This window comes from Shigella sp. FC1967 (assembly GCF_001743005.1).
Lineage (GTDB): Bacteria > Pseudomonadota > Gammaproteobacteria > Enterobacterales > Enterobacteriaceae > Proteus.
Map to the genome: position 1 here is coordinate 1 of NZ_MIIZ01001076.1, position 14,896 is coordinate 14,896.

General features: G+C 39.6%; 14 protein-coding genes and 3 pseudogenes. 5 read left to right on the forward strand and 12 right to left on the reverse strand.

Annotated elements, in window-relative coordinates; all coding sequences use genetic code 11:
* The 3 genes and pseudogenes from pyrF to BHE89_RS18490 all read left to right on the forward strand — a co-directional run.
* Window positions 1-465, forward strand: a pseudogene (gene pyrF, locus BHE89_RS18480) (orotidine-5'-phosphate decarboxylase); the annotation flags it as partial.
* 5 nt (window positions 466-470) lie between these two features.
* A complete protein-coding gene (gene yciH / locus BHE89_RS18485) occupies window positions 471-794 on the forward strand; it encodes a stress response translation initiation inhibitor YciH (protein WP_069369226.1) in 324 nt (107 codons plus the stop codon).
* Window positions 795-968: 174 nt separating this feature from the next.
* Window positions 969-1,307: a hypothetical protein gene (locus BHE89_RS18490; RefSeq protein ID WP_128860713.1), complete on the forward strand. Its 339-nt coding sequence runs from the start codon at window positions 969-971 to the stop codon at window positions 1,305-1,307.
* A 69-nt stretch (window positions 1,308-1,376) separates the two neighbouring features.
* On the opposite strand, the pseudogene BHE89_RS27175 reads toward BHE89_RS18490, so the two are convergent.
* From BHE89_RS27175 to BHE89_RS18540, 10 genes and pseudogenes are all read right to left on the reverse strand, one after another.
* Window positions 1,377-1,887: pseudogene (locus BHE89_RS27175) on the reverse strand (RNA 2'-phosphotransferase).
* Window positions 1,888-2,110: 223 nt separating this feature from the next.
* Window positions 2,111-4,057, reverse strand: a complete 1,947-nt coding sequence (locus BHE89_RS18500) for an exoribonuclease II (RefSeq protein WP_069369223.1) — start codon at window positions 4,055-4,057, stop codon at window positions 2,111-2,113.
* 114 nt (window positions 4,058-4,171) lie between these two features.
* Entirely contained in the window at window positions 4,172-4,810 is a 639-nt protein-coding gene (gene nth, locus BHE89_RS18505; protein WP_069369222.1) for an endonuclease III, read from the reverse strand.
* Between the two features lie 12 nt (window positions 4,811-4,822).
* Window positions 4,823-5,527: an electron transport complex subunit E gene (locus BHE89_RS18510; RefSeq protein WP_069369221.1), complete on the reverse strand. Its 705-nt coding sequence runs from the start codon at window positions 5,525-5,527 to the stop codon at window positions 4,823-4,825.
* A 1-nt stretch (window position 5,528) separates the two neighbouring features.
* Complete coding sequence (rsxG, locus tag BHE89_RS18515) at window positions 5,529-6,155, reverse strand: electron transport complex subunit RsxG (protein ID WP_069369220.1); 627 nt, start codon at window positions 6,153-6,155, stop codon at window positions 5,529-5,531.
* A 16-nt stretch (window positions 6,156-6,171) separates the two neighbouring features.
* Entirely contained in the window at window positions 6,172-7,248 is a 1,077-nt protein-coding gene (rsxD, locus tag BHE89_RS18520; protein WP_069369219.1) for an electron transport complex subunit RsxD, read from the reverse strand.
* 28 nt (window positions 7,249-7,276) lie between these two features.
* A pseudogene (rsxC, locus tag BHE89_RS18525) lies at window positions 7,277-9,173 on the reverse strand (electron transport complex subunit RsxC).
* Window positions 9,166-9,792 (reverse strand): electron transport complex subunit RsxB, encoded by a 627-nt coding sequence (gene rsxB / locus BHE89_RS18530; protein WP_069369218.1) that lies wholly within the window; start codon window positions 9,790-9,792, stop codon window positions 9,166-9,168. The pseudogene rsxC and the gene rsxB overlap by 8 nt, the downstream one beginning before the upstream one ends.
* Window positions 9,792-10,373 carry an electron transport complex subunit RsxA gene (gene rsxA, locus BHE89_RS18535; RefSeq protein ID WP_069369217.1) on the reverse strand — a complete coding sequence of 194 codons (582 nt, stop codon included), beginning with the start codon at window positions 10,371-10,373 and terminating at the stop codon, window positions 9,792-9,794. Before rsxA ends, rsxB begins: the two co-directional genes overlap by 1 nt.
* A gap of 94 nt (window positions 10,374-10,467) precedes the next feature.
* On the reverse strand, window positions 10,468-10,935 hold the full coding sequence (locus BHE89_RS18540; protein ID WP_069369216.1) for a DUF2569 domain-containing protein: 468 nt from the start codon (window positions 10,933-10,935) through the stop codon (window positions 10,468-10,470).
* A gap of 131 nt (window positions 10,936-11,066) precedes the next feature.
* On the opposite strand from BHE89_RS18540, the gene BHE89_RS18545 reads away from it, so the two are divergent.
* The gene (locus tag BHE89_RS18545) at window positions 11,067-12,110 is read left to right on the forward strand and encodes an oxidoreductase (RefSeq protein ID WP_069369215.1); all 1,044 of its coding nucleotides are present in this window, start codon (window positions 11,067-11,069) and stop codon (window positions 12,108-12,110) included.
* 22 nt (window positions 12,111-12,132) lie between these two features.
* On the forward strand, window positions 12,133-13,122 hold the full coding sequence (locus BHE89_RS18550; protein WP_069369214.1) for a bile acid:sodium symporter family protein: 990 nt from the start codon (window positions 12,133-12,135) through the stop codon (window positions 13,120-13,122).
* A 237-nt stretch (window positions 13,123-13,359) separates the two neighbouring features.
* Here BHE89_RS18550 and BHE89_RS18555 read toward each other — a convergent pair whose 3' ends face one another.
* Entirely contained in the window at window positions 13,360-13,665 is a 306-nt protein-coding gene (locus tag BHE89_RS18555) for a putative signal transducing protein (RefSeq protein ID WP_286146295.1), read from the reverse strand.
* Window positions 13,666-13,798: 133 nt separating this feature from the next.
* The gene (gene add / locus BHE89_RS18560) at window positions 13,799-14,800 is read right to left on the reverse strand and encodes an adenosine deaminase (RefSeq protein WP_069369212.1); all 1,002 of its coding nucleotides are present in this window, start codon (window positions 14,798-14,800) and stop codon (window positions 13,799-13,801) included.
* Window positions 14,801-14,896: the final 96 nt, after the last annotated feature.

The window sequence follows — 14,896 nt, forward strand, 5'->3', positions numbered from 1 at the left end:
AGGTGTATGGATGGTTAATGTCCATGCGAGTGGTGGAAGTCGTATGATGCGAGCAGCTAAAGAGAGTCTTGCTGTATTTGGTAAAGATGCACCACTTTTAACGGCGGTGACGGTACTGACCAGCATGGATCAATCTGATTTAATTGAATTGGGAATAACATTGACACCTGCAGAACAGGCAGAACGTTTTAGCGTTACTGACAAAATCTTGTGGTCTTGATGGTGTCGTCTGCTCTGCACATGAAGCAACGCGTTTTTAAACAGGTTTGTGGTGACGATTTCTTATTAGTCACGCCGGGGATCCGTCCAGCAGGAAGTGATGTTGGCGATCAGCGTCGCGTAATGACACCAGAGCAAGCTATTGCAGCCGGTGTTGATTATATGGTGATTGGACGTCCAATTACACGTAGTGATGATCCACTAGAAACGTTGCAACAAATTAATCGTTCTATACAAGGTATGTAATTAACATGGATAATAACTCTCGTTTGGTTTATTCCACAGATACGGGGCGCATAAAAGAAGAAGAACAAAAGCCAACTCGTCCTGCTGGTGATGGTATTGTACGTATTCAGCGCCAAACTAGTGGCCGTAAAGGCAAAGGCGTTTGCGTTGTTTCAGGTATTGATCTTGATGATGCAGAGTTAACTAAACTCGCAGCTGAGCTGAAGAAAAAATGCGGCTGTGGCGGTAGTGTTAAAGACGGTTTAATTGAAATTCAAGGTGATAAACGTGATTTAATTAAATCACTATTAGAAGCCAAAGGAATGAAAGTTAAGCTTGCTGGTGGTTGATTTCACGAGCTAGCAATGAAATGAATAATGGTGCGCTGATTTTTTATTGAGATCAGCGCATTTTTTATTGTTATGAATAGATGTGTTTTTAAAGGTATTTTATGAAAGCGTATTTAATGGCAGTTGTACTGTTATATTCTTCTGTGCTTTTTGCAGAAAAACAAGATTGAGAACGTGGTTGTTCATGATAAATATTGCTCTTCACCAGAACAAACTATGGATGAAGTCTTTGAGAATGGGGCACTAACATATTGTGCTTATGCCGGGCTTTCAATTGTAGATGCATATAAAAAATATGTTAATGAGCATGATGAAGATTATCTCGTAAAAACCATTAAGGTGAATAACAACATCCAAAAAGAGTATTTAAAAGACAGTGTTTCTGTTGATTATAAATGGGAAAATTCGAAGAAATTAATGATAGAACAGCAGTTTGCAGGTGGTTTTACGGAACTTGTATTAGAAGAAGATACGACAGGCACTAAAATTACCATTACAGGCCATCCTGATTAATTTTGACTAAAATAGCGAGTTTATAAGTAAAATTATAGGTGACACTGTCACCCTTTTTTATGTTTGATTCTATTCTTTTTCATCGATTCTTAGATATTTTACTGGCACTGAACGTGTTAGCCAAACACCGTTATCTGCTTGATAAAATTCAAAACCTTCACTAAACATTTTTCCACTATCTACGCTTAAAACAATGGATTTTCCATGACGATTGCCGACATTCACTGCTGTTTTATAATCTTGTGAAAGATGAACATATTGACGACTATTAGGTATTAAACCTTGTTTAAAAAATACTATCGATAAAGCGAGTTGCTGTACCGTGAAAAAGTATTTTAGGGGGAGTAATCGCTGGGTAGTCAATAGTGGTTTTAAGGGAGTGGCCTTGAACGGCGCGGATAAAAAGGCCATCTTCTGAAATAGCAAAACGTTTTTTATCATTGGTTTTTACAACGTCTTTAATTAATTTAAGAGTGAGCGGTGTTCCATTTTTCTGTGCTAATAGGATTAATTTTGATATTTCACCCCATCCTTGCTCATCCAATGTTAAACCGATACTTTCAGGGGCATGACGTAAGATATAGCTTAAAAAAAACGACTAATTTGTACTTTGTCTTTCATTGAGTTAATCCATTTATTCGTTATTAAATTTATGATGCGAAAAAAATCACCTATGCATCATAAAAACATTTCCTTTTTTAAGGTTTTCTTTTATCGCTAGGTTTGACTAGACATTAAAGATATAAAAAAGCTGATAATTCTAAGTGAACTATCAGCTCTATTGTACACCGATTTAAGTCTTATTAGATAGGACGAGCAACGATATTACGTGTTTCTAGTTTTACATCTTCAATGCGAACAGGAATGATATCATTAAGTTTATAAGCTGTTTCGCCTTTCACAATGACGGTGCCTGTTTCTTGGCTACATTGGATTTCATCACGTACGGCATGTAAGAATGGCGCAGGAATAAAGGCAACCGCACCATTTTCAACGAGACGAACACGAACACCACCACGAGTAATATCGATAATTTCTGCATTAAATGGTGTTTCAGTGCCTGCAAAAGGTTTTAAGAAACGTGCATATAACCAATCACCCACATCACGCTCCGCCATACGGTTAGCTCGACGACGCTCCGCAATACGAATACCATCTTCTTCTTGTGGTTTCTCAGCGCTTTCTTTGCTGATAATCGCTTTGAGCAAACGGTGATTTAAAATATCACTGTACTTACGGATTGGTGAAGTCCATGTCGCATAAGCGTCTAACCCTAAACCAAAGTGAGGTCCAGGCTCTGCTTTGATTTCAGCAAAGTTTTGGAAGCGACGAATACGACTATCAAGGAATTGATTTGGCTGATTATCGAGTTCACGACGCAATTGGCAGAAACCTTCGAGTGTTAATAAACGTTCAGACGTCGTTTCAATCCCGTTATCTTTTAAGGTTTGTACAACTTGATCGATATAAAGTGGATCAAAACCGGTATGAACGTTGTAAACGCCAAAACCTAAGTTTTTCGCCAATACTTTTGCGGCACAGATATTGGCAGTGATCATTGCTTCTTCAACAATGCGGTTTGCGATACGGCGTTTTTCAGCAACGATATCTAAAACATTGCCACTATCATCAAGAATAAAACGGTAATCAGGACGTTCTTTAAAGACCAGAGCATGTTTTTCACGCCATTCATGACGTTTTTCACACATCTCTTTTAATAGCATGACTTGCTTATGAACCATCTCATTTTCAGGTTGCCATTGTGAATTTTCATCTTCTAACCAATCTGAAATGTTGTCATAAACCAGCTTAGCTTTTGATTCTACCCAGGCAGAGTAGAAGTGAATATCTTCAAGTAAACTACCATCTTCAGTGATATTGACTTGGCAAACTAATGCAGGGCGTTTTTCATTAGGGCGTAATGAGCAGAGATTATCTGACAGTTCGCGAGGTAACATCGGGATATTAAATCCCGGTAGATAATTAGTGAGCGCGCGTTGTGCAGCAATTTTATCTAATTCACTGTTTGGCAGAATATAAGCCGTTGGATCGGCGATGGCGATAAATAACGTTAATTGACCGTTCTCTTCTTTACGAATAAAGAGCGCGTCATCCATATCTTCTGTTGATGCACTGTCGATAGTGACAAAGGAGAGAGAAGTCAGATCTTCGCGAGGTAAAACGTCATGTAATGTTAGCGCTTCGTTCCCCATTTCAGGCGCATCACGTTCAAGTTGATGACGCATTAAGGTCACCCACCACGGCGCGAAGTGATCATCTTTATCCGTGATATAGTCGGTTATTTCTGCCTGAAATCCTTTATCACCTTTATTAAGTGGGTGTCGACGCATTACGGCAACAGCCCAATCTTGATCAACAAAGCTATGTGTTAAGCCTTGAGCTGGACGGCAAGGAATAGCATCTTTTAAAAGAGGGTGATCTGGGATTATCCACAGACGATTATCACCTTCTTTTTTCTGAATACGACCGACAAAACGCGTTAAGAAAGGTTCGACTAATTCTTCAGGCTCAACCGATTCTTTATCGCCATTGGTATGAACGGCAGCAATAACTCGGTCGCCATGCATGACTTTTTTCATTTGCGGAGGGGGAATAAAATAGCTTTTCTGACCATCAACTTCAAGGAAGCCAAAGCCTTTATCTGTTCCCTTTACAAGGCCTTCCACGCGCGGTGTCTGGGCATGGAGTTGCTGTTTTAGCTGTGCAAGCAGCGGATTGTCTTGAAACATATTTTTCCGGAAAGTCGGCAGTTTTAATAATAAAAAGTGGGCAATAGTTTTATTCGATTGTGTGTAGTGACGCAAGTAATATTGCATCAGAAAAACAGACAAATCGGTAAAAAATTATTCAGGATCTGTTTTTTCTTTAAATTCACAAAGATCTTCAATAATACAAGAGCCACACCGTGGTTTTCGTGCAATACAGGTATAACGACCATGAAGAATAAGCCAATGGTGACAATCAACTTTAAATTCTGCCGGAACAACCTTTAAGAGTTTTTGTTCGACTTCATTGACATTCTTACCAGGGGCGAACCCTGTGCGATTACTCACTCTAAAGATATGTGTATCGACAGCGATGGTTGGCCAGCCAAATGCGGTGTTTAAAACAACATTGGCAGTTTTACGACCGACGCCAGGTAAGGCTTCGAGTGCTTCTCTGTTTTCAGGAACTTCACTGTTATGCTTATCGACTAAAATTTGACATGTTTTAATGACATTTTCAGCTTTAGTATTATATAGACCAATGGTTTTAATGTATTTCTTAAGACCATCGACGCCTAAAGTCAACATTGCTTGTGGTGTGTTGGCAACAGGGTAGAGTTTAGCTGTTGCCTTATTAACACTCACATCGGTGGCTTGTGCAGAGAGTAATACGGAGATCAATAGTTCAAACGGAGAGTCAAATTTTAGCTCTGTCGTTGGTTGCGGATTGTTATCACGCAACCGAGTTAGAATTTCAATACGTTTTGCTTGATTCATTATGCTCACAAATTAGTTTTTAACAATATGACTACCACAGCCTTGTGCTTTTTCGTAAGTTTTCGTTGTCGAAGCGCTGCGTTTTTTCTGTCTTTCATCAATGAGGTATTTTGCTGCTAGCATAAAGCCTAAACCGATAAAAGCACCCGGTGGTAAAATGGCAAGCAAGAAAGGAGAGTCTAAATGTACTATCTCAATTCTTAATACTCGTGCCCATTCACCTAATAGCAAATCAGCCCCGTCAAATAATGTCCCGTTACCTAACACTTCACGTATAGCACCTAAAACAAAGAGTGCGGCAGTTGCACCTAATCCCATTGCTAGACCATCAATAGCAGAAGGAAAAACTTCATTTTTAGCGGCAAAAGCTTCAGCACGACCAATAACAATACAGTTAGTGACGATCAAGGGAATGAAGATCCCTAAAGATTGATATAAGCCATAGGCGTATGCGTTGATCAGTAATTGCACAGCACTGACGACTGACGCAATTATCATAACATAAATTGGGATACGAATTTCAGAGGGAACCCAACGACGTAAGCTAGAAACGGCGACATTGGTGCAAAATAGGACTAATGTTGTCGCAATACCTAAGCCTAAGGCGTTTGTTGCTGTTGAGGAAACAGCAAGTAAAGGGCACAACCCAAGTAATTGCACTAAAGCCGAGTTATTTTTCCATAATCCTTGAGAAAAGAGCTCTTTAATTGAGTTCATATTAATTTGCCTCACAGACAGAGAGTGTATCGAGTTTCTCTGGTAAAGATTGTATTAACCATGCAGTACGCTTTGATGAGTTGACAACAGCGCGAGGGGTGATCGTCGCACCCGTAAATTGATCAAAATCTCCGCCATCTTTTTTTACTGCCCAGTGCGGATCGTTTTCACTGGAAATGAATTTATTACTCAGTGTTGTGATCCAATCCGAAATACGTGTTTCAATTTTATCTCCCAACCCTGGCGTCTCATTATGAGCCGTTACACGTACCCCAAGGACATTGCCTTTAAAGTCGGCGCCCACAAGAAGTTCAATGGCACCTGAATAGCCATCAGGTGCAGTAGATTCTAACGCAGCAGCAACAGGTTTACCGTCTAAACGGGCAACATACAGTTTATGGGGCTTGGTATTACCTAATTCAGGCGCCGTAAGAAGATAGCAATCTTTGGAAAGTGAATTGTTATACATTGCTTGGGGGATCACTTGATCTAATAGTTTTTGTTTCTCTAAAGCCACTTGTTCTGCGATGGTATTTTCTGTGAGGTGATAGACCACAGCAGTTAAACCCGTCGTACAAGCTGCAAAGATAGCTAATGTGAGTCCATGGCGTTTTAAGATTTCGATCATCATTTTCTCCTTGGTATTAATGCCCGTAAACACGAGGGCGTGTATAGCTATCAATAAGAGGTACAGCGATATTGGCAAGTAATACAGAGAAAGCGACGGCATCGGGATATCCGCCATAAACACGAATAATCCAAACTAATAAACCAATCATTCCCGCATAAATTAAACGGCCTTTAGGCGTTGTTGAGGCACTAACCGGATCAGTAGCAATAAAAAATGCGCCTAACATGGTGGCTCCAGAGAAAATCTGTAATAGCGGTTGTGAGTAACGTGTGGGATCAATACCCCAGCTAATAACCGAACAGAGCGCTAATACAGAAATCATCGCAACAGGGATATGCCAGCTAATAATGCGTTTATAGAGCAGGATTAATCCACCAAATAAATAAGCTACATTCACCCATTGCCAACCAATACCGGCAAATTCACCTTGTAAAATAGGAGTCGCTAAGACTTCATCAATAGGATGAGTGAGTAAGCCAGTTTTAAAGCTATCAAGCGGTGTTGCTTGTGTAATGCCATCAACAGAGCGTCTTAAATCTTCAAGTGTTACGCCAGATGATGTTTGCCCTGTAAAGAAGATACTTAAACTATCCATGACATTATAAGAGACAGCTTGTAGTTCAACAGGGGGCATCCAAGATGTCATTTGTACGGGGAAAGAGATCAGTAAAACCACATACCCCACCATAGCAGGGTTAAATGGATTTTGTCCTAAGCCACCATAAATATGTTTTGCGATAACAATGGCGACGAAAGTACCTAAAACAATGATCCACCACGGGGCTAAAGGCGGAATACTAATGGCAAGCAATACACCCGTTAACAGCGCTGAATTGTCTTTTAGGTAAAGTAAGGGATCTTCTTTTTTGAGCTTTACGCAGAGTGTTTCAGTGACAAGAGCCACGATAATCGCTAACACAATTTGGTAAATAGTGCCTAAACCAAAGAAATAGATTTGGCTTAAGATCCCCGGTAGTGCGGCTAATGTTACCCATAGCATCACTTGGCTGGTGGATTGTTGGTTATGCGTAAAAGGTGAACTCGCAATTTTTAATTTACTATTGTTATTTTGTATTGGTCTGAATTTCATCTGTGATTAATCCAAGGTAACTTCTTCTTTAGCTCGACGTTGTTCGGCTTCTTTTTTTTGCTTTTACTCTGGCAATGGCGGCAGCGACAGCAGCTTTACGTGGATCGATATCTTCCGCTTCAACATCTTGAGCTGGCGCTTCTGCGGTTGGTGCTTGAGAAGCTTGCTGAGCTTCTTTTTTTCGCTTTTACTCTGGCAATGGCGGCAGCAACAGCAGCTTTACGTGGATCCGCATCTTCGCGCTCACTCGCTATATTTTCACTTGATGTTTCTTGTGCTTTTTGCTGTGCTAATTTAGCGGCTTGTTTTGCTCTGACTTCTTCTTTACGTTTTTTACGTGCGGCAATAGCGGCTGCGTTATCAGGCTCTTCGCCCGCTTTAACAGAAATAATTTTGCCGATACTTTGTTTCGCTTTTACACGAGAAAGTGCAGATTGAACTTCACCGTGATCTTCATCATTAAGTTTTACAGCAGCACGTTGATGTCTTGCTTCGCGTTCAAGTTTTTCACGCTCCATACGTATTTTCTTAGCTTCAAAACGTGCTTTTGCTTCAGTTGCGCGTTTTGCTTCCGCATCAATTTCACGGATTTCTGCTTTTTCTTGGCGATAGTATTGAACTAGCGGAATATTACTAGGGCAAACAAATGCACAAGCACCGCATTCAATACAATCAAATAAATTATGTTGTTGTGCTTTTTCATGCTCTTTACCTTTACTAAACCAGTAAAGTTGTTGAGGTAATAAACCACTAGGGCAAGCATTTACACAATGACCACAACGGATACAGGCTTCTTCAAGGTTATCTGTATCCATCTCTTCAATTGAAGGGATAAGTAGGCAGTTGGTTATCTTAACAACAGGGGCATTTAAGTCTGGTAAGGTAAAGCCCATTAATGGCCCCCCCATAATCACCATTTGTTCAGAGCCTGCTACAAAACCCGCTTGTTTTAGCAATGAGTAAATAGGTGTCCCTAAACGAGTCCAAAAATTACCCGGTGTTTTCGCACCGTTTCCAGTGACAGTGACAACACGTTCAATTAATGGCTCATCATCAATAATGGCACGTTTGATGGCGACAACCGTCCCCACATTTTGCATTAACACGCCGATATCAGATGAACGCCCCCCTGATGGTACTTCTTTACCCGTTAAGATTTTAGTGAGTTGTTTAGCGCCCCCTGATGGGTATTTTGTTGGGATCACACGAATGAAAATACGTTTCTCATCAGGTACTGCACTTAAAGCGTGTTTTAATGACTCAATAGCTTCAGGTTTATTATCTTCAATACCAATTAGCACCTCATCCGGAGAGATAAGGTGAATTAAGACCTGACACCCAGCAATCACTTCATCAGCATGCTCTTGCATTAATCGATCGTCTGCTGTGATATAAGGTTCACATTCAGCCGCATTGATGATGAGTGTTTTTACAAGGTCGCCACCCCCTTTTAATTTTGATGCAGTTGGGAACCCTGCACCGCCTAATCCCGCAATACCGGCTTCATGAATACGGTTAAGTAACGTATCTCTGCTTTCCAATTGGTAATTAATGATAGGGGATTTTTTTCGCCATTCATCTTTGCCATCAGATTGAATTCTTACTGCAATTTCAGGTAATCCAGAAGGGTGAGCACTTGGAAAAGGTTCTATTGCCGTTACCATACCAGAGATAGAGGCATGTACAGGTAATGTTCTACCAATCCCTTTTGTTAAGGGCTGGCCTTTTAATACATGGTCACCTACGTTGACACAAAGTTGACCTGGTACACCTAAGTGTTGATGAATAGGGATAATTACTTTTTCTGGTAATTGCGCTATACGCATCGGTGTACGGCTTGACTGTAATTTCATTTCAGGAGGATGAATACCGCCTTTAAAATCCCAGATTTTATCTTTTTTAAATAACGAAAAGAGATTAAACATGAGCATTATCCTCCGTCTTTAAGGACGGTTCATCTTCAGGTGTTTCTTCTGGTTCTGCCGGAATGTTTTTTACAGGGATTGTATTTAAATCCCATTTCCAGTTTGAGGTGGTCACTTTGACAGGAACTAACGTTATACAATCAGTAGGGCAAGGAGGAACACATAAGTCACATCCCGTACATAAGTCTTCAATAACGGTGTGCATAGCGCGTGTTGCGCCCACAATGGCATCAACTGGGCACGCTTGAATACACTTGGTGCATCCTATGCAATTATCTTCATCAATTACGGCGACTTTTCTAATTGGGTTCAATGCTTCTTCGTCACCCTCTAGTGGCTGAGGGTCAACACCCATCAATTCCGCTATTTTTAACATCACTTGTTCGCCACCTGGCGCACAACGGTTAATCATCTCACCATTGTTTGCAACAGCATCGGCATAAGGACGACACCCAGGATGGCCACATTGTCCGCATTGGCTTTGCGGTAATATTGCGTCAATTTTTTCGACAATAGGATCTTCTTCCACTTTAAAACGACGTGAGGAATATCCCAAAATTAGCCCGAAGATAAGACCTAGTGCACCCAGTACACCAATTGCTATCCATAAAGAATTCATTACAGTTTCACCAAACCACTAAAACCCATAAAGGCGAGAGACATTAAACCAGCAGTAATTAAACCAATTGAAGCACCTTTAAAGGGTGCCGGTACGTTGGCAACGGCTAAGCGTTCTCGAATAGCGGCAAATAATACCATGACAAGAGAAAAACCAACGGCTGCACCAAAGCCATAAACGGCAGATTGCATAAACGTGTGGGCTTGATTGATATTTAATAATGCCACACCTAATACGGCACAGTTTGTGGTAATTAAAGGTAAGAAGATCCCTAATAAACGATAGAGTGTTGGGCTTGTTTTTCTTACGACCATTTCAGTGAATTGTACAACTACTGCAATAACTAAAATAAAGCTGAGTGTGCGTAAATAAAGTAAGTCCAAAGGGACTAAAATAAAACTATCCATCAGCCAAGAACTAATCGAGGCAATGGTCATAACAAAGGTTGTCGCAAATCCCATACCAATCGCAGTTTCTAATTTTTTTGATACACCCATAAATGGGCATAATCCAAGGAATTTGACGAGTACAAAGTTATTCACCAATACGGTGCCGACGAATAGAAGTAAGTAATCAGTCATTGTTATGCCAAAATTGTTAAACAGAGAAACAAAAAGCCTCCTGAAATAAAGAGGCTAAACAAGCGTATATAATATCAAGGGTAAAGGTGTGAAGTTATCGAACTTGTGTGAAAGTTTCACGAACACGTTTAGAGTACTTGATATAAGGCACAAAGCAGGCAGTCGAGAAAACAGACCATAGAAGAGATTGTAATGCGGTTTGGTCGTCAACAGGCGCAAAGCCAAAGCTCTTAATGGCTAAGAGTAAGTTGATAAGCAACCAAAAAACAAATAGGCGTGGAAAGTTTTTAGCACGATAAAAAAATTGTCGGAGTAGATAAAGCGTAAAGCTAAACATTACCCACGTTGTTAACGCAGAAAGATACCAACTTGATATCAAATGAAAAGGAAGCTGGTGGAGGATCGAAAAGTCTGAAAAATATTTAATAACATAGAGAACAGACATCAACCCAGAACCAATAACTGACAAGATCATATAAGCCAATGGCGCAAGCAACCACCCTGTAATAGGCGCTTTTCCTGAAAGGTTATTCTGTGTGTTTGCGTTGAGATCACATTTCATTAATTAATTATTCCTACTCGTATGTATAGAACTAAACGGGATATTATCACAAACTTTGTTATTATTTATTTAGCTACAAAAGTGAAAGTGATTTTTGTTAATAAAAAAACAGATAAAAATAGGATAGGGTTATGGCAATTAAACTCAATGTTGGAATTATCGGGTATGGGTATGCAAGTAAAACCTTTCATGCTCCGCTAATAACAACAACCGAAGGCTTAAATCTTAGTGCAATTTCAAGCTCAGATGAAAATAAAGTTAAACAAGATTTTCCGCACATAACGATTTATGCAGACCCTCAAGATCTTATTAATGATCCCTCAATAGACTTAATCATTATTCCAACACCGAATAATACTCACTATTCACTGGCTTCACAGGCTTTGGGAAAAGGTAAACATGTTATTGTTGATAAACCATTTACCCTGACACTGGAAGAAGCTGAAAAATTGACTCAGCAAGCAACAGATGCTGGTAAGCTTCTTTCCGTCTTTCATAATCGCCGTTGGGATTCTGGTTTCTTAACCGTTAAAAAGCTTTTAGCAGATAAAACCTTGGGAGAGATCAGCGCATATGAAGCGCATTTTGACCGTTTTCGTCCGACTGTACGTCAACGTTGGCGAGAAGATGCAGGGATTGGAGGGGGGCTCTGGTATGATCTCGCGCCTCATGTTCTTGACCAAGCGATTTGCCTATTTGGGGAACCCAAAGCGATTACTGCTGATATTGCTCAATTACGCCCTAATGCAAAAAATGCCGATTACTTTCATGCATTACTAGAATATGACAATCTCAGAGTTGTTCTTCATGCTTCTATGTTAGTCGCGTCTCCAACACCTATTTTTGCTATTCATGGGACAAAAGGAAGTTATGTTAAGTATGGTTTAGATACGCAAGAAGATGCCTTAAAAGCCGGTTATCGCCCTAATCAAACTTATAATTGGGGAATGGATAATAGTGATGGTGAATTAACAATACTATCAGAGTCTGGGGAGTTAGAAACAACCACACTCGCGACACTTTCGGGTAATTATCCTGCTTACTATCAACAAATTTATCGCGCAATTACATTGGGTGAAGAAAATCCCGTTACACCAATACAAGCAACAGCCATTATGCGTTTGATTGAAGCTGGCGAAATATCTAATCGTTTAAAGCAAACTATTACGTTATAGGCAGAAGGGAGCGCTAAATCTAATGTCTTGGTGGCAAAAACTAAAACTTGACCCTTTTCTCATGATTATGATTTGTGTGGTGACGCTAGCAACATTACTGCCCGCACAAGGTGATATCAAAGTTCTATTCCAATATCTTACGACGGCTGCAATAGCATTGCTGTTCTTCTTGCATGGTGCAAAGCTGTCTAGAGAGGCAATACTGGCAGGGCTTGGGCATTGGCGTTTACATCTTACTGTATTTGCCAGTACTTTTATTCTTTTCCCTATTTTGGGACTCGGATTACAAGTTATTGTGCCTGAATGGATGTCTCCAACGGTTTATATGGGGTTCTTATATCTTTGTGCGCTACCCGCAACCGTTCAATCAGCTATTGCTTTTACTTCTGTTGCTGGCGGAAATGTCGCTGCTGCTATTTGTAGTGCATCTGCATCCAGTATTCTTGGTGTTTTTCTTTCACCGGTATTAGTCGGTTTTTTAATGCAAACGCAAGGTTCAGCCAATGATTTTGATACAGCAGGGGCGATCCAATCAATTTTATTGCAACTCATGGTACCTTTTATTATTGGTCACTTATCACGCCCTTTAATTGGTCGCTGGGTCGATAAGCATAAAAAATTAGTTAATAGAACAGATCGTTCTTCTATTTTGCTGGTGGTTTATGTGGCATTTAGTGAGGCGGTTGTGGAAGGGATTTGGCATAAAATTGACGGTTGGTCGCTATTAATGATTGCCGTAGTGAGTTGTATTCTATTAGCAATTGTTATTTTTGTGAACGTGTACAGTGCAAGATTGCTTGGTTTTAATAAAGAAGATGAAATCACGATTGTTTTTTGTGGTTCTAAAAAGAGCTTAGCAAATGGTGTACCTATGGCGAATGTGTTATTTCCTGCTGCCACTGTTGGGATAATGTTATTACCATTAATGATCTTCCATCAGATCCAGTTAATGGTTTGTGCTGTGTTAGCACAACGCTACGCTAATCAGGCTAAAGAAGCGGGTAAGAAATAACGTATTTAAGCTGGTTGGATAATCAATATATTAATCAAATATTGATAATAAAATAAAATAAGAAAGCAATCGATTTAATTTTTTATCGGTGCTTTTTTTATTTGCTATGATAATCATGACTTTTATTATTTTCTTTTTCGTCTGTTCAATAAAGAAGATTGAGATTTAAATGGAAGCGGTAGGCCGAATAAAAAATAAATTAAGAAAACAAATCCCATATTTAAATAGTCGGATTTATTATTTTTTCACATCAATCTTTAATTCACAGTCGATGGGTTCTAGCTGATCGTTAATGGTATATTTACCTTGGTAAAGTTCATTGAGTATTGCCTGTGCTTGCGTAAATTCTTTATAGTTAACGAGTAATTTTACCCCTCCAGTCGCTTGAGCATACACTTGGTTATTCCAAACAATATTTTCATCTAAAAGGAGCACATCAATACCTTCTGATTGAAGAAGACCCGCTTCAATAGAGGCATCAAGTGGCGATAGATATTGTGCTAATAATATATATTGACCTCTTGTCGGATGGATATTCCACATAGCTTTTCCTTAATGTTCAAATAACGCTTTGAAATTAATTTTAGTCTAAAAGTTATTAATAATTCCATCCATTTTCAATAAATAAAAAAACCACCTGATAAACAGATGGTTTTAATCCAAAAACGATGAAAATTTAACGTGAGCTTACTTTCTTTATTAATGCATCACGTTCTGTTTGGCTAATAAATGCCATTCTTAAACCGTTAATTTGCGTTTGGCGGATTTGCTCCTGTGTTAATCCAGCAGCAGGTGCTGCAACGGTATATTCGTGTTTTAGCTCAATACCTTCAACCGCAGGATCATCGGTGTTAAGAGAGGCAATAATGCCATGCTCTAAAAATGTTTTTAAAGGGTGCTCTGCTAACGTATTGATAGTACTGGTTTGAATATTCGACGTTAAGCAAGACTCAATCCCAATTTGATGCTCGGCAAGGTAGTCCATTAAACGAGGATCTTCAATGGCTTTAACACCATGACCAATGCGACTAGCACCTAATTCTTTAATTGCATGCCAAATACTTTCTGCACCCGCTGCTTCACCAGCATGAACCGTAATATTCCAGCCAGTATCACGAGCACGATTAAAATGAGGTTGGAATAAATGACCTGGGAAACCCAATTCATCACCAGCTAAATCAAGTGCTGTAATTTTATCTTGATGTTTTAGTAAGCCATTTAATTCTTGTTGGCAGGCGTCTTCACCAAAGGTACGGCTTAGAATGCCGATTAAACGAATGTCTACATCGTGTGATTGCAGTGCGCTTTGTACACCATCAACAATCGCTTCCACGACACCTTCAACCGGTAATTGATGTTTCATTGCCATATAATAAGGCGAGAATCGCAGTTCAGCGTAATCGATACCTGCATTAACGACATCCACCACGTTTTCATAAGCAACACGATGGCATGCGTCTAAATCTGCTAAAACCGCTACACCCCAATCTAATTTTTGTAAAAAGCTAACAAGACTTGGCTCATTTTTTGTAATTTGTACATGAGGGCGCAATGCTTCTAATTCATAAGCGGGAAGCGCAATATTATGTTGCTTTGCTAGCTCTAAAATAGTTTGAGGGCGAATATTACCATCTAAATGGCGATGTAAGTCGGTTAAAGGCAACTGTGTGTCAATCACGTGTTATTTTCCTTTTTAATAGAAATAATGAAAATCTATCGTTTATAGTGATTTTCTTATAATCGGGTAAATATAATGAGTTGCAGATTATTCATG

Excerpts from the sequence above, each read along its gene's own strand:
- yciH (WP_069369226.1), top strand. The coding sequence starts at position 471 with ATGGATAATAACTCTCGTTTGGTTTATTCCACAGATACGGGGCGCATA.
- BHE89_RS18500 (WP_069369223.1), bottom strand. The coding sequence starts at position 4,057 with ATGTTTCAAGACAATCCGCTGCTTGCACAGCTAAAACAGCAACTCCAT.
- nth (WP_069369222.1), bottom strand. The coding sequence starts at position 4,810 with ATGAATCAAGCAAAACGTATTGAAATTCTAACTCGGTTGCGTGATAAC.
- BHE89_RS18510 (WP_069369221.1), bottom strand. The coding sequence starts at position 5,527 with ATGAACTCAATTAAAGAGCTCTTTTCTCAAGGATTATGGAAAAATAAC.
- rsxG (WP_069369220.1), bottom strand. The coding sequence starts at position 6,155 with ATGATCGAAATCTTAAAACGCCATGGACTCACATTAGCTATCTTTGCA.
- rsxD (WP_069369219.1), bottom strand. The coding sequence starts at position 7,248 with ATGAAATTCAGACCAATACAAAATAACAATAGTAAATTAAAAATTGCG.
- rsxB (WP_069369218.1), bottom strand. The coding sequence starts at position 9,792 with ATGAATTCTTTATGGATAGCAATTGGTGTACTGGGTGCACTAGGTCTT.
- rsxA (WP_069369217.1), bottom strand. The coding sequence starts at position 10,373 with ATGACTGATTACTTACTTCTATTCGTCGGCACCGTATTGGTGAATAAC.
- BHE89_RS18540 (WP_069369216.1), bottom strand. The coding sequence starts at position 10,935 with ATGAAATGTGATCTCAACGCAAACACACAGAATAACCTTTCAGGAAAA.
- BHE89_RS18545 (WP_069369215.1), top strand. The coding sequence starts at position 11,067 with ATGGCAATTAAACTCAATGTTGGAATTATCGGGTATGGGTATGCAAGT.
- BHE89_RS18550 (WP_069369214.1), top strand. The coding sequence starts at position 12,133 with ATGTCTTGGTGGCAAAAACTAAAACTTGACCCTTTTCTCATGATTATG.
- BHE89_RS18555 (WP_286146295.1), bottom strand. The coding sequence starts at position 13,665 with ATGTGGAATATCCATCCGACAAGAGGTCAATATATATTATTAGCACAA.